The 21,253-nt window shown below is 55.7% G+C and carries 17 protein-coding genes and 1 tRNA gene; 13 read left to right on the top strand and 5 right to left on the bottom strand.

What is annotated here, in order from left to right; translation table 11 throughout:
* Positions 1-53 precede the first annotated feature (53 nt).
* From KO486_RS11560 to KO486_RS11585, 6 genes are all read left to right on the top strand, one after another.
* Positions 54-1,685 (top strand): ATP-binding cassette domain-containing protein, encoded by a 1,632-nt coding sequence (locus KO486_RS11560; RefSeq protein ID WP_216037375.1) that lies wholly within the window; start codon positions 54-56, stop codon positions 1,683-1,685.
* A complete protein-coding gene (locus KO486_RS11565; RefSeq protein ID WP_216037376.1) occupies positions 1,682-3,328 on the top strand; it encodes an ATP-binding cassette domain-containing protein in 1,647 nt (548 codons plus the stop codon). The genes KO486_RS11560 and KO486_RS11565 overlap by 4 nt, the downstream gene beginning before the upstream one ends.
* A gap of 139 nt (positions 3,329-3,467) precedes the next feature.
* On the top strand, positions 3,468-5,081 hold the full coding sequence (locus KO486_RS11570; protein ID WP_216037377.1) for a cytochrome ubiquinol oxidase subunit I: 1,614 nt from the start codon (positions 3,468-3,470) through the stop codon (positions 5,079-5,081).
* Positions 5,082-5,086: 5 nt separating this feature from the next.
* Positions 5,087-6,247 (top strand): cytochrome d ubiquinol oxidase subunit II, encoded by a 1,161-nt coding sequence (gene cydB / locus KO486_RS11575; RefSeq protein WP_216037378.1) that lies wholly within the window; start codon positions 5,087-5,089, stop codon positions 6,245-6,247.
* Between the two features lie 12 nt (positions 6,248-6,259).
* Positions 6,260-6,397, top strand: a complete 138-nt coding sequence (gene cydX / locus KO486_RS11580; protein WP_216037379.1) for a cytochrome bd-I oxidase subunit CydX — start codon at positions 6,260-6,262, stop codon at positions 6,395-6,397.
* A 109-nt stretch (positions 6,398-6,506) separates the two neighbouring features.
* Positions 6,507-6,944, top strand: coding sequence for a hypothetical protein (locus tag KO486_RS11585; protein ID WP_216037380.1), 438 nt, complete (start codon positions 6,507-6,509; stop codon positions 6,942-6,944).
* A 46-nt stretch (positions 6,945-6,990) separates the two neighbouring features.
* Here KO486_RS11585 and KO486_RS11590 read toward each other — a convergent pair whose 3' ends face one another.
* The 4 genes from KO486_RS11590 to KO486_RS11605 form a co-directional block, all read right to left on the bottom strand.
* Positions 6,991-9,426: a tetratricopeptide repeat protein gene (locus KO486_RS11590; protein ID WP_216037381.1), complete on the bottom strand. Its 2,436-nt coding sequence runs from the start codon at positions 9,424-9,426 to the stop codon at positions 6,991-6,993.
* A 63-nt stretch (positions 9,427-9,489) separates the two neighbouring features.
* Positions 9,490-10,668 (bottom strand): Hint domain-containing protein, encoded by a 1,179-nt coding sequence (locus KO486_RS11595; protein WP_216037382.1) that lies wholly within the window; start codon positions 10,666-10,668, stop codon positions 9,490-9,492.
* 268 nt (positions 10,669-10,936) lie between these two features.
* On the bottom strand, positions 10,937-12,799 hold the full coding sequence (locus KO486_RS11600) for a DUF4214 domain-containing protein (RefSeq protein ID WP_216037383.1): 1,863 nt from the start codon (positions 12,797-12,799) through the stop codon (positions 10,937-10,939).
* Between the two features lie 127 nt (positions 12,800-12,926).
* Positions 12,927-13,016 (bottom strand) — tRNA-Ser (locus KO486_RS11605).
* Positions 13,017-13,239: 223 nt separating this feature from the next.
* On the opposite strand from KO486_RS11605, the gene KO486_RS11610 reads away from it, so the two are divergent.
* The 7 genes from KO486_RS11610 to KO486_RS11640 are packed head-to-tail and all read left to right on the top strand — an operon-like array spanning position 13,240 to position 19,718.
* Positions 13,240-14,133 carry an SPOR domain-containing protein gene (locus tag KO486_RS11610; protein ID WP_216037384.1) on the top strand — a complete coding sequence of 298 codons (894 nt, stop codon included), beginning with the start codon at positions 13,240-13,242 and terminating at the stop codon, positions 14,131-14,133.
* A 27-nt stretch (positions 14,134-14,160) separates the two neighbouring features.
* Positions 14,161-15,351 (top strand): D-alanyl-D-alanine carboxypeptidase family protein, encoded by a 1,191-nt coding sequence (locus KO486_RS11615; protein ID WP_216037385.1) that lies wholly within the window; start codon positions 14,161-14,163, stop codon positions 15,349-15,351.
* 2 nt (positions 15,352-15,353) lie between these two features.
* Positions 15,354-16,004, top strand: coding sequence for a dTMP kinase (gene tmk / locus KO486_RS11620; RefSeq protein WP_216037386.1), 651 nt, complete (start codon positions 15,354-15,356; stop codon positions 16,002-16,004).
* 1 nt (position 16,005) lies between these two features.
* A complete protein-coding gene (locus KO486_RS11625) occupies positions 16,006-17,172 on the top strand; it encodes a DNA polymerase III subunit delta' (RefSeq protein WP_216037387.1) in 1,167 nt (388 codons plus the stop codon).
* 24 nt (positions 17,173-17,196) lie between these two features.
* Complete coding sequence (locus tag KO486_RS11630) at positions 17,197-17,994, top strand: TatD family hydrolase (RefSeq protein WP_216037388.1); 798 nt, start codon at positions 17,197-17,199, stop codon at positions 17,992-17,994.
* A complete protein-coding gene (locus tag KO486_RS11635; RefSeq protein ID WP_216037389.1) occupies positions 17,991-18,785 on the top strand; it encodes an MBL fold metallo-hydrolase in 795 nt (264 codons plus the stop codon). Before KO486_RS11630 ends, KO486_RS11635 begins: the two co-directional genes overlap by 4 nt.
* Before the next feature lie 3 nt (positions 18,786-18,788).
* On the top strand, positions 18,789-19,718 hold the full coding sequence (locus tag KO486_RS11640) for an AEC family transporter (protein ID WP_216037390.1): 930 nt from the start codon (positions 18,789-18,791) through the stop codon (positions 19,716-19,718).
* Positions 19,719-19,772: 54 nt separating this feature from the next.
* On the opposite strand, the gene KO486_RS11645 is transcribed toward KO486_RS11640, so the two are convergent.
* Complete coding sequence (locus KO486_RS11645; RefSeq protein ID WP_216037575.1) at positions 19,773-21,236, bottom strand: mannitol dehydrogenase family protein; 1,464 nt, start codon at positions 21,234-21,236, stop codon at positions 19,773-19,775.
* Positions 21,237-21,253: the final 17 nt, after the last annotated feature.

Genomic DNA, 21,253 nt, shown 5'->3' on the forward strand with positions numbered 1-21,253 from the left:
TTGGCCCTCAAAAACTACTCTACACAGCCTCCAACACAAGGAAGCCCAAACACATGACCCACGAACAAACCCCGACAGAAACGCGGCATCGACACAGTCGGATTGGCGGCGCACTGGCCGTTGCCTCGAGCCTGATCTGGTTGGTGCAGGCATTGGTCATTGCTCGGGTTCTGTCATCGTTGCTTATCGGGGCGTCAGTGGCGGCATGGTCGATGGGCGCTGCCATTTTGGGCCTCGGCCTTATCCGCTCGGCGCTCAATTATTTGGCGCAAGTTTACCTTAGCGCTGCAGCCGAGGCCGAGATCCAGTCGTTGCGCGCAGACCTCATCACTGTCGAAACCGGAACGGCGGACCCGTCCGCCTTTGGTGGCGGCGGAGCAATCGCAGCGCTGGCGACCGAAAAACTCGAAGCATTGCGCCCCTATCTTCTTAGGTACAAACCTGCACGTGCGCGGGTGATGGTCGTCCCGATCGTCATCTTGATCATTACGGCTTGGTTCAGTTGGGCAGCTGCGATTGTGCTGTTTGCGGCTGGTCCGTTGATCCCGCTGTTCATGGCCTTGGTTGGCTGGGCCGCCAAAGAAGCGAGCGCGCGCCAGATGGTCGAAATCGGGTCACTGAACGACCTGTTGGCAGACCGACTAGCCGCCCTTTCAGACCTGAAACTAATTGGCGCGGGACCGCAGGTCATTGATGGTTTTGGCACCGCATCCACTTCGCTTCGAGAACGCACAATGGCTGTTTTACGCGTGGCGTTTTTGTCCTCGACGGTTCTGGAACTCTTCTCGGCGCTTGGTGTCGCGATGATCGCTGTTTGGGTGGGTTTTGCATTGTTGGGGGAACTTGCCTGGGGCACTTGGGGGCACCCTTTGACGCCTTTTGCAGGGATTTACCTTTTGCTTTTGGCGCCGGATTATTTTCAACCTCTCCGCGAACTGGCGGCGGCATGGCACGACAAATCGGCTGCAGATGCTGTGCAGGACGAAATCGAAACGTGGCGCAGCGAAAACCGCCCTTCCCTTCTGGGAACAGGAGCGAGCGCCAAACCTTTGCCGTTCATGGGGTTATCAGCGCGCGACCTTACAGTTCGGCGTGATGACCGCACACTGGAATATCAAGATTTCGACATCCAACCCGGTGATAGCATCGCTTTGACCGGGCCAAGCGGCGTCGGCAAGACAACCTTGCTTCGGGTGTTTGCGGGCCTTGAACGACCGGCAACTGGTGATGTGTTAATTGGCGGGGCGACGTTGGACGACACGACCGCAGATGCGTGGCGTTCCTCGCTTGGATGGATGCCCCAAGCGCCGCGTTTTTTGGGCCAATCGCTGCGCCAAAACATCGGGTTCGGACAAGAGCTGGATAAAGATGTATTGGATGCCACACGCGTAACTCCGATCATCGCCACCCTTCCCGCCAAAGAAAGCACCCTATTGGGCGAGACAGGCGCAGGACTATCTGGCGGAGAAGCACGTCGCGTGATGTTGGCGCGGGCGCTCCATCAACGCCCAAGCATTGTCTTTGCGGATGAACCAACGGCGGATTTGGATGCGGACACCGCGCGCGATATTATTGACGGGCTTTTGGCCTACGTCGCACAGGGCGGAACATTGATCGCCGCCACCCATGATTCAGGGTTGGTTTCCCGACTGCAACGACACATCGATCTGGGGGCAGCAGCATGAAAAACCTCCTGAAATTGGCGCTTCTCCTTCTAAACGGTGAAAAGAAAGCATTTGCGCAAGGCATGGCCTTGTCCCTCACCGTGCTCATCATGGGCATCGCGCTGCTGTCGCTGTCCGGCTGGTTCATCACGGCAGCCGCCGCGGCAGGTTTGATCGGGTTGGGGACCGTGTTTAACGTATTTGGCCCATCCGCGATGGTTCGGTTTCTGGCACTGGGCCGCACCGTGGCGCGTTACGGCGAACGCCTTACCACCCATGACGCGACCCTGCGGGCCTTGTCGAACCTTCGCATTCGCCTGTTAAACGGCGTCCTTCACGCCCCTTACCGACAGTTGGAACGCCTCCGGGCGAGCGTGTTTTTGAACCGGGTGACCGCTGACATTGATGCACTGGACGGGTTGGCACTGCGGCTGCTGATCCCCGGGATCGCGGGCTTGGCGGTCATCGCGCTTACGGCGATCGCCGTTGGACTACTTGTCGATCCCTCCATCGCGTTAGTGATCCTAATTGGGTACGGGTTTGGACCGACTTTTGTCTTCCTCGTGGGGCAATCGCTTGCACAGCGCCCGTCGCGCAGAAACGAAGCAGGGATGCAGGCGCTGCGAAGCCGCGTCATTGACCTGATTACTGTGCGCGAAGAACTGATCGCCTTTGGCCGAATCCGCCATACGCAAGAGAGCATCAATAAGGCCATCGCCTACCAATCACACGGCCAAAACACTGTTGAAAAAATCGAGCGTCAAACCGGTTTCTGCCTTGAAATGATGGGCTGGGGTGTTGTCGCACTTTCACTTGCGCTTGGTGCCTCGCTTACCCAATCGGGGTCGATCAGCGCCGCACAAGCAGCGATTGGCGTGTTTGCCGCGCTCGCCCTTTCTGAGGCAGTCGCTCCCGTGCGCCGCGCCTTGGCCGAGATCGGGCAGATGAGGTCCGCCGCGAAACGGGTCATCCCCCTTCTGGCAGACGCCGATGTTGAACCATCCAATGTCATTGTGGACGGCACTGATGCCCCCCTTGTTGCCGACGCGCTGGTCGTCAAACGTGAGCCAATTGGTGCCCCGTTGTTCGCGCCCCTAAGCTTTCGCGTGCGGCCCGGTGAAACCGTTGCTTTGACGGGTCGCAGTGGCAGCGGAAAGTCCACGGTTTTGCTTATGGTCGTGGGGCAAATCACGCCAAGCGACGGCAAGCTGTCTTACAAAGGATCAGCGCCGCATCTTGTTCCGACAGAGATCTTGACACACACCGTCGCGATGGTTCCACAGCGCCATGCACTGGTCGCCGGTACAATCGCCGAAAACCTAAGACTGGCCGCCCCCGCCGCGTCAGATGGTGACCTTTGGGACGCTTTGGAGGCCACCCAGCTTGCGGATGTTATTCGTGCCAAAGGTGGCATGGACAGTAGCCTCGGGTTTCGCGGAGTGGGTTTGTCGGGCGGTGAAGCACGCCGGCTTGTTCTTGCCCGTGCAATTTTGCGCAAACCCGCACTTCTTTTGCTAGATGAGCCAACCGAGGGACTTGATGCGCCACTGGCAAACGTCGTGCTAGCAGGTTTACGTCAGGCCTTGCCAGATGCCGCCTTTTTGATCGCAGCACATCGACCAGAAGAAGTGGCATTTGCAGATGAAATCATACACGTCGCTTAGGACGTAACGGAAACACCGAAATAATCTACATTTGAAATACATCTTTTGACACAGATCAAATAACACATCTCAGAATCAGCATACTTGAATTTTAATCCGCATCCCTGATGCGCATTTTAATCATTCAAGGAGCCTTCTCATGGAGATCGGACTGGTCGAGCTGTCGCGCATGCAATTCGCGTTTACAGCCATGTATCACTTTCTCTTCGTGCCGCTAACGTTGGGTCTGTCGATCCTCGTTGCGATCATGGAAACCGTATATGTAATGACAAACCGCCCCATCTGGCGTCAGATGACCAAGTTTTGGGGCACACTGTTTGGCATCAACTTCGCGATCGGTGTCGCAACCGGCATCACGATGGAATTCCAGTTCGGCATGAACTGGAGCTATTACAGCCACTATGTCGGTGACATTTTCGGGGCGCCCCTCGCCATCGAAGGCTTGATGGCGTTCTTCCTGGAGGCAACCTTTGTTGGTCTGTTCTTCTTTGGCTGGGATAAGCTCAGCAAGGTTCAGCACTTGGTTGTCGCATGGCTCGTTGCGATCGGTTCGAACTTCTCCGCGCTCTGGATCCTGATCGCCAACGGATGGATGCAAAACCCTGTGGGCGCTGAGTTCAACCCCGAGACAATGCGCATGGAAATGACCTCGTTCTTTGAAGTTCTGTTCAACGAAGTCGCGCAGGCTAAATTCGTGCACACAGTGTCGGCGGGTTATGTCACCGCGTCCGTCTTTGTTCTGGGTGTTTCGGCCATTTACCTGATCATGGACAAACACAAAGATCTGGCACGCCGCTCGATTGCTGTGTCTTCTGCGTTTGGTCTGGCTGCGGCTTTGTCGGTTGTCGTCCTCGGCGATGAATCCGGTTATTCTGCCAGCCACACACAACGCATGAAACTCGCCGCGATTGAGGCCATGTGGCACACAGAACCGGCCCCTGCCTCGTTTACGTTGATCGGCTTTCCCGACCAAGAAGCCCGCGAAACCCACTACGCTGTGCACCTTCCTTGGGCCATGGGCCTGATCGGAACACGCAGCCTGACCACGGAAATCCCCGGTATCAACGAGTTGGTGGAAGAATCCGAAGTCAGAATTCGTGACGGCCTCATCGCTTATGACGCGCTGATGACCATCCGCGAACAGCGTGACGCCACACCACAAGCGGTACGTGACACGTTTGAGGCCCATTCCGAAAACCTCGGCTATTCTTACCTGCTTAAACGCTATGTCGATGATCCACGCGATGCGACTGAAGAGCAAATCCAGATGGCCGCTGACGATACCGTCCCCGGTGTTGCACCGCTGTTCTGGGCGTTCCGGATTATGGTTGGCCTTGGCTTTAGCTTTATCGCTGTGATGGCCTACTTCTTCTATCGGGCCTCGTTCCGGCAGATGCAGTTCCCGCGTTGGTCACTTTATGCTGCAGTTATCATCATCCCGACCCCGTGGATTGCTGCGGAACTCGGGTGGTTCGTTGCCGAATTTGGCAGACAGCCTTGGACAGTGGATGGCGTTCTGCCAACCGCGATGAGTGCCTCGCACCTCAGCATTGCTGATCTGCTGATCACTTTGGCTGGCTTCCTCCTCTTCTATTCGGTCCTCTTCGTGATCGAGATGAGCCTGATGGTGAAATACATCCGCAAAGGCCCATTCCAAGACGTGGAAGAAACCAATGAATGGCAGGAACGCCACGAAGCACGTCTTCGCGCCAAGATCGATGTTCCTTCCTCCAACACCACACCAGCGGAGTAAAACCGATGATCCTTTTTGAATTGATCGAATACGATATCCTTCGTGTGATCTGGTGGGCGCTTTTGGGCGTGTTGCTGATCGGATTTGCCCTGACGGACGGGTTTGACATGGGCGTTGGGGCCTTGCTCCCCTTCGTCGCCAAGACTGACGTTGAGCGCCGCATCGCGATCAACACGGTTGGGCCTGTCTGGGAAGGCAACCAAGTTTGGTTCGTCCTTGGCGGCGGTGCGATCTTCGCCGCTTGGCCCCCGCTTTATGCCGTAAGCTTCTCGGGGCTGTATCTGGCGATGTTTGTGGTTCTTGCCGCGCTCATCGTGCGCCCTGTGGCTTTCAAATACCGTTCCAAACGCGAGGACCCTAAATGGCGGTCTCGTTGGGATTGGGCGCTGTTTGCCGGTGGCGCTGTGCCTGCCCTTTTGTTCGGGGTTGCGGTTGGGAACGTCCTTTTGGGCCTGCCGTTTTACCTGACCGAAGACCTGATGCCGATGTATCCGGGTAACGCTGCGATGAAATTCATCGGCCTGCTGCGCCCCTTCGCGCTGCTTGCTGGCTTGGTTTCATTTTCAATGTTGCTTATGCACGGTGCGGCATGGCTTTCCTTGAAGGCCGAAGGTGCTGTTGCCGAACGTGCCCGTGCAATCGGCGTCAAAGCCGGGATCGTAGCGGCTGCGGGCTATGCGCTTGCTGGTCTTTGGCTTGCGGTTGGCATTGACGGTTTCGCCTTGGGTGAGGTTGTTGCGAACGGCCCGTCCAACCCGCTCTATTCGGACGTGACACGTGATGGATCATGGCTGGCCGCCTATGCTGCCCGCCCATGGATCGCTATTGCGCCGATTGCGGGTTTTGTGGGCATCGCGCTTGCTGTGATGGGTCTGCGCGCGGGTCGCGAAGTCTCAACACTGTTGTGGTCGAAGCTCGGGATTTTCGGGATCATCTCATCCGTCGGACTGACAATGTTCCCCTTCATCCTGCCCTCCACCATTGATCCAAATAGCTCTCTGACCGTCTGGGACTCTTCGTCCTCGCACCAGACCCTGTTCATCATGCTGGTGGTCACGGCGATCTTTATGCCGCTGATCCTGATGTACACCGCATGGGTCTACAAAGTGCTTTGGGGCAAGGTCACCGAAGCTGACGTCACCGAAAACTCTCACAGCGTTTACTAAGGAGAAAATAATATGTGGTATTTTGCTTGGCTACTCGGACTGCCCCTCGCCGCTATGTTCGCCGTCCTAAACGCGATCTGGCTGGAGATGCGCACAGACGCCTGCTTCTCAGATGAGGGCGACTGCCCCATGGGTGATCACACCCACTGAACGACCGGGGTTCGTCCCCTCCTCCTCGGTCTGGCGCGGGTTTCGTCTCTCTAAGCGACCCGCGCCAATAGACCCTTCCAGTTTGCTATTCCCGAAAAGGACATACGATATGAAGAAGCTCCTCCTCGCCGCCTGCTCCGCACTGTCGCTCTCAGGTCCAGCCTTGGCACAAGAGGCTCCAGACACGCTGGTGACTATCTTGACCGCAGCGGAACCCCAGACACAATTGATGGCGATGGTTCTGGCCATGCAGGCGGCCCAACAAGGCGCTGCACCTCACATCATGCTATGCGGCCCAGCGGGCGATATCGCCCTTCTGGACGCCCCAGAAAGCGCCACCGCACCGCAGCCGCCGCGCGACATGAGCCCCAAGGGGCTGTTAACCCAGATCGCCGCCCTGCCCGGTGCCAAAGTCGAGGTTTGTGCCATCTATCTTCCTGGCAAAGGCCTGCAAGCTGACGCGTTGATGGACGGTGTCACAGTCGCCCAGCCCCAAGCGATGGCCGCCGCGATGATTGCACCAAACGCACGCATCGCAAGCTACTAACCCAGCCGCCTGCAGCCCTTCTGGTCTGCGGGCGCACCGCCGGAACTTATATTTGGTTGGATGTAGCGCGAGTGGCAGTCGCGCCAGCGAACTTGTTAGATAACCCCTTCAGGCTTCCTGCGACATGCTGCGAGTTCCAGTAAAGCTTGCTCTCTTTGTAGGGCAAAGGCGTGTGATATTGCACAAATTTTCCGATTTTGTATCGTTCGATTATGGTCAGATTAATGTGCGACTTATCCAAATCGCACGTCTGTATATATCTTGCGATGGCCCTCGTCAGGAGACCAGGGCCAGCTTTGCTCCAAGTACTGTCGTTATCTCGCTGTAGAAGAGATGTCTTGGCAGACACTGCGGCCCAAACAATTGCGGGATGCTTTGCGGGTGCCATGACGATGTTGTTTCCAATTTTCCCGAAGGGTTCCAGCGTGACGGTCAATCCTTTGGACTGGGAAAAGAGACTGTCGATATTGCAGATCAACCGATCGTCAGAGTCGGCGTAGATACCGCCCTCTAACATCAAAAAGCAAAGGCGAAAGAAGTCACTTTGCTCTGTGGGTGAACGAGACATCAAGAATGCCTTTCCCCAACTTGGCCCAAGCCGATCATTGATGAAACGTTGGGCCGTATCGCGACTGAAAAGGCGATAATCGCAGTGCGGCGCATCTTTCCACGTTTGCATGATCTCGGAAATATCTTCTGGAGGAGTCTTTGCATCCCAATACTGCACGATATTTCGAGGTATCTTTTGATCTTCGGCTGTTTTGGCAGCCGTGCTGTTCATCCAGTCAGATATTACCTCAACAGCAGGAGAAATTGACGTAAAACTCGCCTGATCCGAGCCGGTATCATTGGCCATTTTAGCGTCAGCAAAAAGCAAACCCTGCAAAGATGGATTGAAATGTATGTAGCTTTTTTGAGACTGCTCAGACCGCATCTCTTGGATGGCTTGTTCGGCAGCATCGATCTCGTTCAAGCCTATCAAGACATCAATGTAGACCACTCGATAGTCGAGCTTCAGTTGAGGGTCCGTAATGGCCTCAAGAATCCTGCGCGCCTCATGGAGATCATTCATTTCGATAAGGCACAGCGCAATGACAAGCTGGCTATGAGGCGCAGAGGATTGCAGGCGTTCTTTAGCCTTGGCGACACGATGCGGTTCGCCGGATGCAATCGAGGTCATCACATAGTCCCGAAAGACTGGAACACTATCAAGGTGATGATCAAAAACTTTATGTAAATACCGAACCGCGACGCGTTGTTTTCCCGCTTGCTTTAGCAGTCTGGAAATAAGCAGGCATTCAGCAACTGTGCGCAGGTTACCACCGTCGCGGCCCCTTTGACTGAGCGCCTTAGACGCCCCAATGGTCAACGCATGGTACTCGAGTTCGAAGTGAGGCCGGTTTTCTGGCGACTGCTTGGACAAAAGCACCTGCCCGATCTCTTTCCAGAGAGAGAGCTGGAGCTGAAATGCTTTGGCCAAGATCTGTTTGCTTTCTTGAAGGCCGAGGGTTTCGCGTGAAAACAGTTCGCCTAGAAAACTGTCTGCAAACACGCCCTTTCCGTAAAGATCGGCGCGCTCGTAAACTTGCCATAGTAGGGCGCTAGGAATGTCTTGCTGATGCGCAACAAGCCAATCTGACATTTCATCAAACAAATCCTCAGACAACTTCGCGGGTAAACCGGCAAGAATTGTTGCACCAAGTATGGCGCCCAAGGTTTTGTCGGATTCGTCCTTATTTGACATCAACACTGGCAGGCGGGTTACCGCGAAGTCGCTCAACGTATCGAAGTCTTGTAACTTGCTTGCCAGTCCAATTTTCGCAACAAGCGCACCACGGTGGTTTGGCTGTTCCACCAGCATCATATCAATCAATTTCAGGCTGGCGTCTTGATCCCCCGCGACACGGTGCGACGTTGCTAACGTATGCATAATCGAGAGATCGCTTGGGTTGCGCTTCAACAACGAAGCCAAAAGGGAAATGCCTTCATCGTGGCGCCTAAGACCTCGAAAAGAGACGGCTTTCTTGACTAGAATGGTCAGGTCGTGTGGATAGACAGCCTCGGCTGCATTGGCATGGCTTAGGGCGTCGTCGAATTTGTGCAACGCAATGGCAATGTCGATCTTGGCGATAAGTGCGCCACGGTGGCGTGCCTGCAATGCCAGTATCGCAGCAATCAATTCTAGACCGGCGTCATATTCACCAGCTTCGCGGTGCGCCGCCACGAGCCCGAACATAATCGCGACATTGCGCGGGTGCCGTTTCAACAATGCTTGTAAATGCGAGATACCCTCATCTTTGCGCTGCAACTGCCGTAACACGACCGCCTTTCGCAACTGCATTGGGAGGTTGTTAGGATACAGTTCCAATGCAGCAACAACTTGCTGCAAGGCCCCATTGTAGTTGAGCACCATTTGCGCTTCGGTCACTGCTTTTAACAGGTCCGCGGCAGTGGGTTTGTTGTGTCTTGTCGCATCAACCATTCAAGGGATCCACGATTGCGTCATCCCTTAGATGGCGGACCAAAATCTCAACAAACCGCTTTATCACCCAGCGTTAAGCGTTTGCATCATCTCAACAAACTCTGCTTCAACCGCATCATCATATGAAGAAATATCAAAACGCTCGCGGATATGTTTTGGAAGCTGTCGCTTGGCCGAAATACGTGTGAATTTCAGTTCTGGAATGATCCGCTCGCAGCCATAAATATCGACATATTCTTGGTAGTTGTCGAAACTTTCCCGCCCAACGTAATCGATAAAGGTTTCTGTTGGCGCACCGTTAGCAAGGATGACGTCGTGGTGCTTGGTTTCGATATGGAAATAGGTAACGCTTGCTGGCAATTCGGCGGCAGGCACCCATTGAATGGTTGAACCATTCACAAGGCATCCGGCGTTTATGACCAAGCCGTCTATGACCATCCCATGATCGGCCGTCACAGTTAAATCACTATGCGGCATTCCGTTGCCCAACGCCCCCTTGCGGATGCGTACAGGTTCAAGCTTGGCGGGCACCTGAGCGGAACCAGGCCGAACGGTCTGTTTTCCAAGCCAAATCACATCGCATTCCTGACCTGACGCTGTCAGGATTTTCTGCCCGATTTTAAGGGTTTCAACTGCGACTTCGCCGTTCGAGCTGCGAATTAGTGTGCCCTCGGCAAAACACAGCAATCCAGGTGTTGCGTCGTCGACTACAATATTGTCATCGCCCGCCGGATCGCGCTGGATGGATTGGCCGTCAGCGGTCAGTGAAACGTCGTCCGTTCCAATTAGAGTGGTTCCTGGAAATCCTGGCGAGTCTGATGCCTCATCGCCACCGACGGCATTGCCGTAGTTAAATGCAACATAATCACCTGACGTGGTGTCGACCATCGCAAGCCCGTCACCGGTATTTGAAAGCGATAGAGATCCGCTTGCCACCACAATCGTTGCGCTCGGGTTCGCGGCCTGTGCTGACGCAAGATCTGCGTTGTTATCCAAGATCAGCAAGACTTCCCCTGCGCCCAATGTGCCACCTGAGAAACTGTGCACCAGTTGGTCTTCCCAAAGCTCCACACCAGCAAGCGATATTGGCGAACCGGATACATTGATGATCTCGATGAACTCATCCTTCAGCGCGTCGATATCGCCGCTGCCGTCAGTGTCATATCCGGGAGTTCCGTTTGGGTCAGTTCCGACTTCGTTTATCGCCAGACCGCCATTGATCACATTTGTAGTTGTTGCCACGATACTCTCTCCACTGTGTCTCAAAGGTGCGAAATTCAAAGTCAGTCGAACTGACACTCACTTCGTAACAGCAAAATTAGATCAAGTTAACTATTAACGCATGAAGTCGTGTTTCATCAACGATGGGCAACCAATGTGATCTTTCGGTGATCATTTAATGTGCAAGTCGAGCTTCAAGCTATGTATGCCTTCAGCAGCCCAACCGTGGTACTTTTCCTACCCGCTTATCTAAGGCCTACCAGATTAGCGTCTGATACCCTGCCCCTCCTCAAACAAACAGCATGCCGTCATCGAAGTCAGCCAGATCGGTGCCCTCAAACACGACCTCGACGTTACCGGATGCGAAGACCACATCGGTGCCGTCTTGCGTGAAGGCCGCCTGCGCCGTTGCTAGGTCGCCAAACTCGAAATCGGTGATGTCGATGCCATCCCAAGCTTCCAGATCAAGCACAACGTCGCTGCCAGCATCCGCTTGGCGGAACACGAACAGGTCCGAACCAAACCCGCCGGCCATCACATCATCACCTTCACCACCGACGATTTCGTCGCTGGCCGCATTGTCGCGCATCCAGTCTTCCAACGCTTCCGCCGTGTTGTTGCGGAACTCGCTGGATTGGGCAAAGCCTTGCACAACTTCGGTGCGTGATGCCCCGTCTTCGAGATCACCAACCCAGCGCGCCAAACCGGTGTCATCGGCAGCACGGCCCAGCACGTTCTGATACATCAGTTCGACGAATTCAGCGTTGCTCAGATCGTCGCCAAAGCGGTTCTTGAACTCCGTTGAGTTCACAAAGCCAGCTGCCTCATCCAAATATTCCGTCCCAGAGCCAAGACGTTCCGTCCGATTGAACATCCCAGCCTCGTCTGGTGTGCGATCCAGCGTGGCCTGATACAGGCGGAACACATCGTCGGTCCAAATTTGCTGGGTATTGCCTTGCCCGAACTGCGCAGCATCCGTCGCGGTGTTGTTTTTGAATTCGCCACTGTTGGAGAACCCAAGCACGACCTGCGCGCGGGAAAGACCGTCCTCAAGATCGCCGACCCAACGGGCCAAGCCGGTGTCATCCGCATCGCGGTTCAGCACGTTTTGATAGAGCAGATTGACGAAGTCGGCATTTTCCAAGGCACCATATGTGTTCTGGAATTCCGTTGAATTCACAAACCCATTCGCGGCCTGAAGCAGCGATAGTTCATCCGTGGCAACGCGCGTGGTCCAGTTCTGATGCCCATTCGCATCCGGTTCGCGCCCAAGCGTGGCTTGGTACAAACGGTACACAGACGCTCCATCCTCGGAAAAATATCCGATCGGAAGTTTATCTCCGAAGATCAAGTCATCGCCGTAACCACCCGACAAAACGTCGTTACCTGCATTACCAATCATGAAATCATCGCGTCCGGCTGCATTGATAATGTCGCCTTCTTGCGACCCAATGTATCTTTCAACATGCGGATTGCCGCTGATCTCTTCGAAACCGGAAAACAAAAACGATACATCTCTGGCGTGAACCGTTCCGCTCGAAAGGTCGACAACAAATGGATCTGGCACACCAAAATCACCCAGCGAAAGAATGTCGTAGCCGTCCCCGCCCATTATGGTCAGTCCATCTTGCGACGGTGCGGATGCTCTGAATAAATCGTCGCCTGCGCCAAGATCGAAAGCGTTCAGGTACTCGATGAAGCCGCGCATAGAGACAGTATCATCATCGTCGCCTAGGATGATCTGCCCCAAGCCTTCGCCAATTAGCTGGTCAAACTTGTCATTCGAAAGATTATCCCCTTCCATACGACCCAGCAGAATTTCCGTAAATTCAGAACCATCGAAAGCCGCGCCCGCGACTGTGAAAACCGTCCCTCGGTTTGTCGAAGAAAACTTTAAGTCCGTGATTGTTCCGGTCAGCAACCCGAATTCATTGACCGACAGATCGGTCCCCGAGACCGTAACTGTTGGGTCTATGCTATAATAGCCAGTCGACGCGAGGCTATTGGGACGGATAAACTCAATTCCATCAGCACTCTCTAAAAAACCATACGAAGGCGACGGAAACACCCAACCTCCTTGAACAAAAGTATTGGTAAACAAGACAGCGTCGGAAATACTATCGAAACGTACTTCGGGATTAATGGAGGCCAAATCAATTTCCTTCGTAGATACACACAACCTTCTCTAAATAGATTACATAGGCATCAACCATTAGTAAGTGAAGCAAAAGCAGCATTTTACGCCACGACCAGCGGTCAGAACATAATTGAGGAGCTAGTGGCGGAGGCTCAGGGATTCGAACCCTGGGAGGACTTTCACCCTCGTCGGTTTTCAAGACCGGTGCATTCGACCACTCTGCCAAGCCTCCGCTGGCGACACCTTTAGCTGCGGTAATTTGATTCTTAAAGTGCCTAAGCGCTCTCTTTTCATTGCGAGGTTTTCCGCCGAAATTCGTGCACAAGCCTTTCAAAGTAAGGCGACCACGGCTAATGTCCCCGAAAGGTGTGGGTTTACCGCACGATCTGGGCTGAGAAAAACAGCCCGAAAATGGGCGCAGTCGCCGATCAACGGCGCGAAAACGAGGGCACACAATGTCAGGCAAGACACGGGTAACATTCAAGAAATTTGCGATTCCTTTGGCGGCGTCGTCGATCATCGCCCTTAGCGGTTGTGACGAGAACGGTGAGTTTGCGTTCCCGACTTTAGACAACGCGGCGGCAAATGATACGATCGCAGCCAGCGACGGAGCAGCCCAAAGCGTCCAACTTGTTGAACGAGATGTCGAAGCCCCTGATGCTTTTCAGGTTACAGAATCAGGTCTTTGGGACGGTCGCCCGTCCTTGGGTGGTGTCTGGGTTGCACATCCTGACGTCACAGAGCCCGAACGCGTGATTATCCGCAACCAATCCAACGGGACGTTTGTGATCGGAGCGCTTTTCCGTCGTGAACGCGACAACCCTGGCCCGTCTTTGCAGGTTTCCTCTGATGCGGCATCTGCCCTTCAAATGCTCGCGGGTGCCCCGGCGCAACTGCAAGTCACAGCCTTGCGCCGCGAAGAAGTCGCCGACGCACCTGAAGCAACGCCAACCGCTGACTTCGAGGCCCCCGTCGACATTGCCGCAGCACCAATTGATAGCGCCCCATTGGATGTGCCGGACCCGATTGCCGCCGCCGCGGCCGCAATTGATGCCGCTGACGTGGCCACTCCGGCCCCAGCACCAAGCCCAGCACCGACGCCTGCTTCGTCTTCGCTGTCCAAACCCTTCATCCAGATCGGTATTTTCTCGGTTGAGGCCAACGCGGACGGCACCGCTGCGCGCATGCGCTCAAACGGAATTGTTCCGACGGTTCTGGAACAGACCAGCCAAGGCCGCACCTTCTGGCGTGTCATTGTTGGCCCTGCTACATCTGAATCCGAACGCGCCGAACTGCTGCGCCAAGTCAAAGCCCAAGGCTTTGAGGACGCGTATTTCGTCACCAACTAAACAACAACCATCCACGCAAGAGGCCCCATGATCCGCGTTGCATCTGCCCTATTTTTGCTGATCACGAGCGCGCCAATTGCCAGCGCTCAATCCTTTGAAACACGGGCTACGGCGGCCTATGTCATCGACCATTCAACCGGCACTGTTTTGCTGGAAAAGAATGCCGATGAACCGCTGCCGCCTGCGTCCATGTCAAAACTGATGACGCTCTATATGGCGTTTGAGGCCATCAATCCGTTGAACGGCCAGTTGCCGATGCTCACGGTGGATGATGTGCTGCCCGTGTCCCAACATTGCATGGATTACACAGGTTCTACGATGTTCTTGGACACATCAGATCGCGTTCGGGTCGAAGACCTGCTGCGCGGGGTCATTGTGTTGTCTGGCAATGATGCGTCTTGTGCGCTGGCCGAAGGGCTTTCCATCAACGGAACCGAAGCCGGTTTTGCCCAGCAGATGACGGTGCGTGCCCGCGAATTAGGGATGATGAATTCCAGCTTTGCGAACTCGAACGGTTGGCCTGCCGCGGGGCAGCGCATGTCGATGCGTGACCTTGGTATACTCGCGGATCGTCTGATCTCGGACTACCCGACCTTCTATCCTCTCTTTGCTGAGCAATCTTTTGATTACGATGGCGAACACCCCGCCAACACCCAGAACCGCAATCCATTGTTGGCACTCGGGATCGGCGCTGATGGTCTAAAAACGGGCCACACCTCCGAGGCGGGCTATGGCTTGGTCGGATCGGCCAAACAGGGTGACCGTCGCGTTATTTTCGTACTAACGGGGCTCGACAGTGCGCAGGCCCGCGCCGAAGAAGCGGAACGCATTGTGAATTGGTCCTTTCGCCAGTTTGCGCAACGCGACCTCGGGCGCAGCGGCACGCGGATCGCCACGGCTGACGTCTGGATGGGCGAAATGCCAAGCGTTGGCCTGACCCTCGCTGAAGATCTGTCTCTGCTTGTGCCACTGGCTGGTGGGGCTGATGTTGCCGCGGAGGTGATTTTCAACGGACCGATCCAAGCGCCCGTCACCCAAGGGGACCAGATTGCGGAATTGGTCATCCAACTTCAAAACATGCCCGAAACCCGCGTCCCATTGCTCGCTGAGACATCTGTCGCGGCTGGCGGGTTCAACACACGCCTTCGCACGGCTGCCGACGTCTTGGTCGCGCGCATCAATGAACCCGACGACGCCGCCCCTGCCGAGACTGAATAACCATGACCCATGCCCATGACGGCGCCCCTCGTGGGCTGTTTATCTCTTTTGAAGGCATTGATGGCTCTGGCAAATCCACACAAGTGAAACTGTTAGCAGAACGCTTTCCGGATGCGGTTCTGACACGCGAACCCGGCGGCAGTGCGGGCGCCGAAGAAATCCGTGCCCTTTTGCTAACAGGTGACCCTGATCGCTGGTCTGCTGAAACTGAGATCCTACTGTTCACAGCTGCGCGCCGTGATCATCTTGAAAAGACAATCCGCCCTGCCCTTGCTGCTGGAAAAACCGTGATTTGTGATCGTTTTGCGGACAGCACGCGCGTGTACCAAGGCGCCACACGTGGTGCGCTGCGTGGCACTGTTGATGCGCTTCATGATGTGATGATCGGCCAAGAACCGGACCTGACGTTCATTATCGACATGGACCCGGAGGCTGCCCTCACCCGTGGACTGGCCCGCAAATCCGGTGAAGACCGTTTTGAAGACATGGGGTTGGCGTTCCAAGAAACATTGCGCCACGGGTTTCTTGCCTTGGCCAAAGCCAACCCGCAGCGCTGCGTGCTGATTGATGGCAACCGTGATCCTCAGGCGATTGCAGCTGAAATCGCGGCCCATGTAGCTGATCGCACCGCCAACGTGTCCGAAGGCGCCTGATATGGCGCGCGCCCCAAAAGACGACGACGGTGAAAAGCCTCTGTCAGATCAAATCGAAGGCGCCCCCCACCCCAGCCAAACCGAACATTTGTTTGGCCAGTCCCATGCCGAAGCCGATTTTCTAGACGCGTTCAATTCTGGCCGAATGCATTCGGGCTGGATGATCACGGGACCACGTGGCGTTGGCAAAGCCACGCTAGCATGGCGCATGGCGGCCTTTTTATTAAGCCAGCCTTTGGTTGCTGCGGACGACATGTTCGGCGCTCCGCCCCCGCCAGAAAGCTTGGACATCGACCCCGAGCATCCTGACATTCGCCACCTGCGAGCGGGTGCGCATCCACGCCTATTCGTGGTGCGCCGTGTTCTGAACGCCACCGAGACGGGATTTCAGGATCAGATCACCATGGCAGCACTGCGCGGCCATAAAGACGGCCCCAACAAGCTGATGGATTTTCTGCATCAAAGCGCCACGGACGGAGGGCGACGCGTCATCATTATCGATGCCGCCGATGACATGAACCCGTCAGTCGCCAACTCGATCCTGAAGGTTCTCGAAGAGCCGCCCAAGGACACCTATTTCTTGTTGGTCTCGCATCAGCCGTCGCGGCTTTTGCCGACGATCCGGTCACGGTGTCGGCTGTTGCGCTGCGGCTTTCTAAATGCCGCAGATGTCGGGCATGCCTTGGAGCAAGCCGAGGTGCACACTGATGGCAGCGAAAGCCTTGCGGCGCTGTCTGGTGGGTCCGTCGGCGAAGCGATCCGCCTGACCAATCTGGACGGGCTGACAATCTATTCCGATCTGGTTGGCCTGATGGGCGGCTTGCCCCGCTTTGACCGCCCGCGTGCCTTGCGTCTTGCGGACAGTTGCACCGGCAAAGCGGGTGCCACGCGCTTCGCCTTGGTGCTTGATTTGATTGATACATTTCTGGCCCGCCTTGCCCGCGCCGGCCTTGAAGGGCCGCCCGCCGTGCAGGCCTCTCAGGGTGAAGCATTGCTGCTGTCGCGGCTGTCGCCGCACGATGTTGCCGCCCGCAAATGGGCCACCCTGCAACAAGAGGTCAGTGAAAGCACCCGTCACGGCAAGGCGGTCAATCTTGACCCTGCCGCGCTGATCCTTGATACGCTATTTAAGATCGAAAAAGTCGCGCAGGGCGTGGCCACCCCCTGATTTCCCAAAGCCCAAAGGCGCAGTATGTCCACTCCGCAGATTGTCGATAGTCATTGCCATCTGGATTTCCCAGATTTTGACGAGGAACGCGCAGATGTCATTGATCGCGCCGTGGCCGCTGGTGTGGCGCGGATGGTGACGATCTGCACGAAACTGCGCCTTGAACCGCAGGTCCGTGCGATTGCCGAAGCCTACGCACCCGTCTTTTACGCCGCAGGCACACACCCGATGAGCGCGGCTGATGAACCCTTGGCAACAGTCGATGAACTGGTGACCATGTCCCGGCATCCCAAATTTGTCGGCATCGGTGAAAGTGGCCTTGATTACCACTACACGTCTGAGAGCGCCGAAATCCAAAAACAATCTCTGCGCATTCACATCCAAGCCGCCCAAGAAACTGGCCTGCCGCTGATCATTCACAACCGCGCCAGCGACGAGGACATGATCGATATCCTCAGCACCGCCCACGCGCAAAAGCCTTATTCCTGCGTGATGCACTGCTTTTCCAGCAGCGCTGAACTGGCCCGCGTGGCGATTGACCTTGGGTTCTACCTTTCGATGTCGGGCATCGCGGCCTTTCCCAAGTCCACCGAGTTGCGCGACATCTTCGCGGCAGCGCCAGTGGATCGTATCTTGGTTGAAACCGACAGCCCTTACCTTGCGCCCCCGCCCCATCGCGGCAAGCGCAACGAACCCGCCTACACGGCCCACACTGCTAAAATTGGAGCCGAAGCATTCGGGTTGAACTACGAAGACTTCGCAGCCCAAACCACCGCCAATTTCGACCGCCTGTTTTCAAAGGCCGCGGGTTGGTCCGCATGACGATCACTCTACGCATCCTTGGCTGCGGGTCCTCTGGCGGCGTGCCGCGTCTTGGCGGGCACTGGGGCGCGTGTGACCCTGCCAACCCCAAGAATGTGCGCAAACGCTGTTCCCTGCTGGTGACACGCACCTCGCCCGACGGCGTGACCCGCGTCTTGATCGATACGTCGCCCGACCTTCGCCAACAGCTGCTCGACGCCGAGGTCGGAGAGCTGGACGCGGTCGTTTACACCCATGCCCATGCCGATCATGTGCACGGTATCGATGACGTTCGAATGATCGTCTTTAACATGCGTCAGAGGCTTCAAGTTTGGGCAGACGCGGACACGGGAAACCAGCTGCTTGCGCGGTTCGGGTATGCTTTTGTTCAACCCAAAGATTCCAACTATCCGCCAATTTGCGACCTCAACACCATTACGGGTGATGTCACCGTTGACGGCGCCGGTGGGCCGATCACCCTGTCCCCAATCGAAGTGCAACACGGGAACATTGACGCGCTCGGATTTCGGATCGGAAATGCGATGTATTTGCCGGACGTCTCAGACATTCCTGATGCAGCCTGGCCCGCATTCGAAGGTTTAGATCTTTGGATTGTCGATGCCCTGCGCCGCGATCCCCACCCAACCCACGCACATCTTGCCAAGGCGCTTGAATGGATCGACCGCGTGCAGCCCAAACGCGCTGTGCTGACCAATATGCACATCGATCTGGACTACGAGACCGTGGCCGCAGAAACGCCAGAGCACATTCAGCCCGCTTACGATGGGTTGACGTTGACGCTGGACAGTTAAGCCATGATTGACATCCTCGTCATCGTTCTGCCGGTCTTTATCGTACTGGGGGCTGGGTACTTGGCGGTTTGGGGCAAAATGTTCACGGACGATGCCGTGGACGGGTTGATGCTTTTTGCGCAAAAATTCGCAATTCCCGTCCTGTTGTTTCGTGCCATTTCAACATTGGACATCGGTGAGAATTTTAACGCCCCCCTGTTGTTTAGTTTCTACGCCGGCGTTGTTGCGGCGTTCATCCTCGGGTTACTTGGTGCCCGTTTTCTGTTTGGACGGTCATGGGAAGACTGTGTCGCCATCGCATTTTGCTGCTGTTTCTCAAATACTTTGTTGCTTGGCGTGCCGATCACCGAACGCGCGTTCGGACCTGACTCCCTACTGGGAAACTATACGATTATCGCCGTGCACGCGCCGTTTGGGTACATGCTTGGCATCACGGCGATGGAACTGGCCCGCGCGCAGGGAACTGCGCTGCGCAAACTGCCTGCAAAGGTCGCAAAATCCATGTTCTCGAACGCAATGGTCGTCGGAATCGGGCTAGGGTTAGCGGTGAACCTCGGCAATATTCCATTGCCGTCCGTGTTGACCGACGCCGTAGAACTTATGGCCCGCGCCGCCCTTCCGGCCGCTTTGTTTGGTCTTGGCGGCGTGCTGTATCGCTACCGCCCCGAAGGGGATATGCGCACGATCCTATATGTTTGTGGTGTCTCTCTCATCATCCATCCGATGATCGTTTGGGGGATGGTGCACTGGTTTGACCTGTCCACGGCGACACTACGCTCGGCGGTGGTCACGGCTGCGGTCGCGCCAGGAACCAACGCCTATGTCTTTGCAAACATGTATGGAACGGCAAAACGGGTGGCTGCATCCTCCGTGCTGCTTGGCACGGTCTTGTCAGTCATAACCACATCTATCTGGATTAGTTTTCTACCCTAGATACGGGCGAAACTGGGGGAATATTCGTCCCCCAGTTTGAATTCTTAATCCGATCTAGCCCTTAAGGTAGGTTTCGATCGCGGCTTGCGTCCCGTCGCGCCAGACGACGGAAAGCCAGCGGGAAAAACTCTCTGCAAAAACAGGGTTCTGCGCGAGCGTCCCGTAATATTGCTCTTGCTCGATCCACTTAGCGGGATCGGTTTTCGCAAGGGTGGCGTGCTCGACCAAGGTATCCCAGAACGGGTCGTTGGCTTTTATCTCGGAGCCGTCTTCACGGGTCCCAGCGCACATGCGCGCCCAAAGTGCTTCGATCAGGGCAAGGCCCTCAATCGGTGCATTTACCGCCAAGGCATCCCGAATGATGGGATGCAAGAACCCCGCATGGCGTGATGATCCATCAAAAGCCACGCGGCGGGTCGTGTCGTAGATTTCTGGATTGGAAAAACGCTCAGTGACCAGATCGACGTATTCCAAAGGCGTCAGCCCCGGAACGGACTGAACGTGCGGCACGATCTCTGTTGTTTCGATCTTGCGGAACAAATCGCGGATCAATGGGTGCGCCATGGTGCCTGCAATTGTTTCGACAGACAGCAATTCGCCCGGTGTCGCGATGATCTGGTGGCCTGCATTTAGCAAGCGTAGCTTCATATCCTCAAAGCCGTGCACGTCATCCGTAAATGTCGCACCGACCTTGTCGTAATCTGGGCGCCCTGCGCAGAACTTGTCTTCGATCACCCACTGGCGAAACGGTTCATGCGTAACCGGAACAGCATCTGCAATCCCGAAAGACGCAGCCAGTTCAAGCTCCTTTGGGCCAGTCGCCGGTACAATGCAGTCGACCATTGAATTCGGGAACGTGGCGTTTTCATCAATCCAAGCTGCAAGGTCTGGATCAGACAAGGTCGCCAGCGCTATGATCGTCTGGTGAAGAATGTCGCCGTTGCCCTGAAGGTTGTCGCAGCTCTGGCAGGTAAACGGGCCAAAGCCATTGGCACGTCTCAGTTTCAGCGCAGCAATCATAGCGCCGAATGCAGTTTTAGGCGTGTCAGGGTTTGCCGCATCGTGAACGACGTCAGCGTGACCTGTGTCCAAACCACCCTCAACAGATTGATAATATCCACCTTCGGTCACTGTCAGTGAAACAATCCGAACAGCTTCTGTGGCCATCTGAGCAATGAGGGACGCATTGTCGGCCTCAACTTCGACGAAATCAATCATCGAGCCGATGACCTCGGCTGATTTACCAGACGGGTCAAGCTCGATCAGGGTTGTCAGACAGTCCTGATCCAAAAGCTTTTGACGCTGATTAGCGTCTGCGGGGCGCACCCCTGCCCCCGCAATCGCCCAATCATGGGCAAGGCCCTGATCCATCAATCGGTGAAGATACCATGCCTGATGGGCACGGTGGAAATTGCCCAGACCGATATGAACGATCCCGACAGATAAAGCAGTCCGATCATAGCTCGGCACGCGTACGCTTTGTGGCAGTTCGCCTAGATTTTTCACGTTGGTCCCCATGGTATTATTCACCGATC

The sequence above is a fragment of the Octadecabacter sp. B2R22 genome, assembly GCF_018861045.1.
Classification (GTDB): domain Bacteria; phylum Pseudomonadota; class Alphaproteobacteria; order Rhodobacterales; family Rhodobacteraceae; genus Octadecabacter.

Bases quoted from the DNA above. Each gene is read 5' to 3' on its own strand.
- tmk (WP_216037386.1), top strand. From the start codon at position 15,354: ATGACCCATGCCCATGACGGCGCCCCTCGTGGGCTGTTTATCTCTTTT.
- KO486_RS11610 (WP_216037384.1), top strand. From the start codon at position 13,240: ATGTCAGGCAAGACACGGGTAACATTCAAGAAATTTGCGATTCCTTTG.
- KO486_RS11615 (WP_216037385.1), top strand. From the start codon at position 14,161: ATGATCCGCGTTGCATCTGCCCTATTTTTGCTGATCACGAGCGCGCCA.
- KO486_RS11635 (WP_216037389.1), top strand. From the start codon at position 17,991: ATGACGATCACTCTACGCATCCTTGGCTGCGGGTCCTCTGGCGGCGTG.
- KO486_RS11630 (WP_216037388.1), top strand. From the start codon at position 17,197: ATGTCCACTCCGCAGATTGTCGATAGTCATTGCCATCTGGATTTCCCA.
- KO486_RS11625 (WP_216037387.1), top strand. From the start codon at position 16,006: ATGGCGCGCGCCCCAAAAGACGACGACGGTGAAAAGCCTCTGTCAGAT.
- KO486_RS11590 (WP_216037381.1), bottom strand. From the start codon at position 9,426: ATGGTTGATGCGACAAGACACAACAAACCCACTGCCGCGGACCTGTTA.
- KO486_RS11560 (WP_216037375.1), top strand. From the start codon at position 54: ATGACCCACGAACAAACCCCGACAGAAACGCGGCATCGACACAGTCGG.
- KO486_RS11585 (WP_216037380.1), top strand. From the start codon at position 6,507: ATGAAGAAGCTCCTCCTCGCCGCCTGCTCCGCACTGTCGCTCTCAGGT.
- KO486_RS11565 (WP_216037376.1), top strand. From the start codon at position 1,682: ATGAAAAACCTCCTGAAATTGGCGCTTCTCCTTCTAAACGGTGAAAAG.
- KO486_RS11640 (WP_216037390.1), top strand. From the start codon at position 18,789: ATGATTGACATCCTCGTCATCGTTCTGCCGGTCTTTATCGTACTGGGG.
- cydX (WP_216037379.1), top strand. From the start codon at position 6,260: ATGTGGTATTTTGCTTGGCTACTCGGACTGCCCCTCGCCGCTATGTTC.
- KO486_RS11645 (WP_216037575.1), bottom strand. From the start codon at position 21,236: ATGGGGACCAACGTGAAAAATCTAGGCGAACTGCCACAAAGCGTACGC.
- cydB (WP_216037378.1), top strand. From the start codon at position 5,087: ATGATCCTTTTTGAATTGATCGAATACGATATCCTTCGTGTGATCTGG.
- KO486_RS11570 (WP_216037377.1), top strand. From the start codon at position 3,468: ATGGAGATCGGACTGGTCGAGCTGTCGCGCATGCAATTCGCGTTTACA.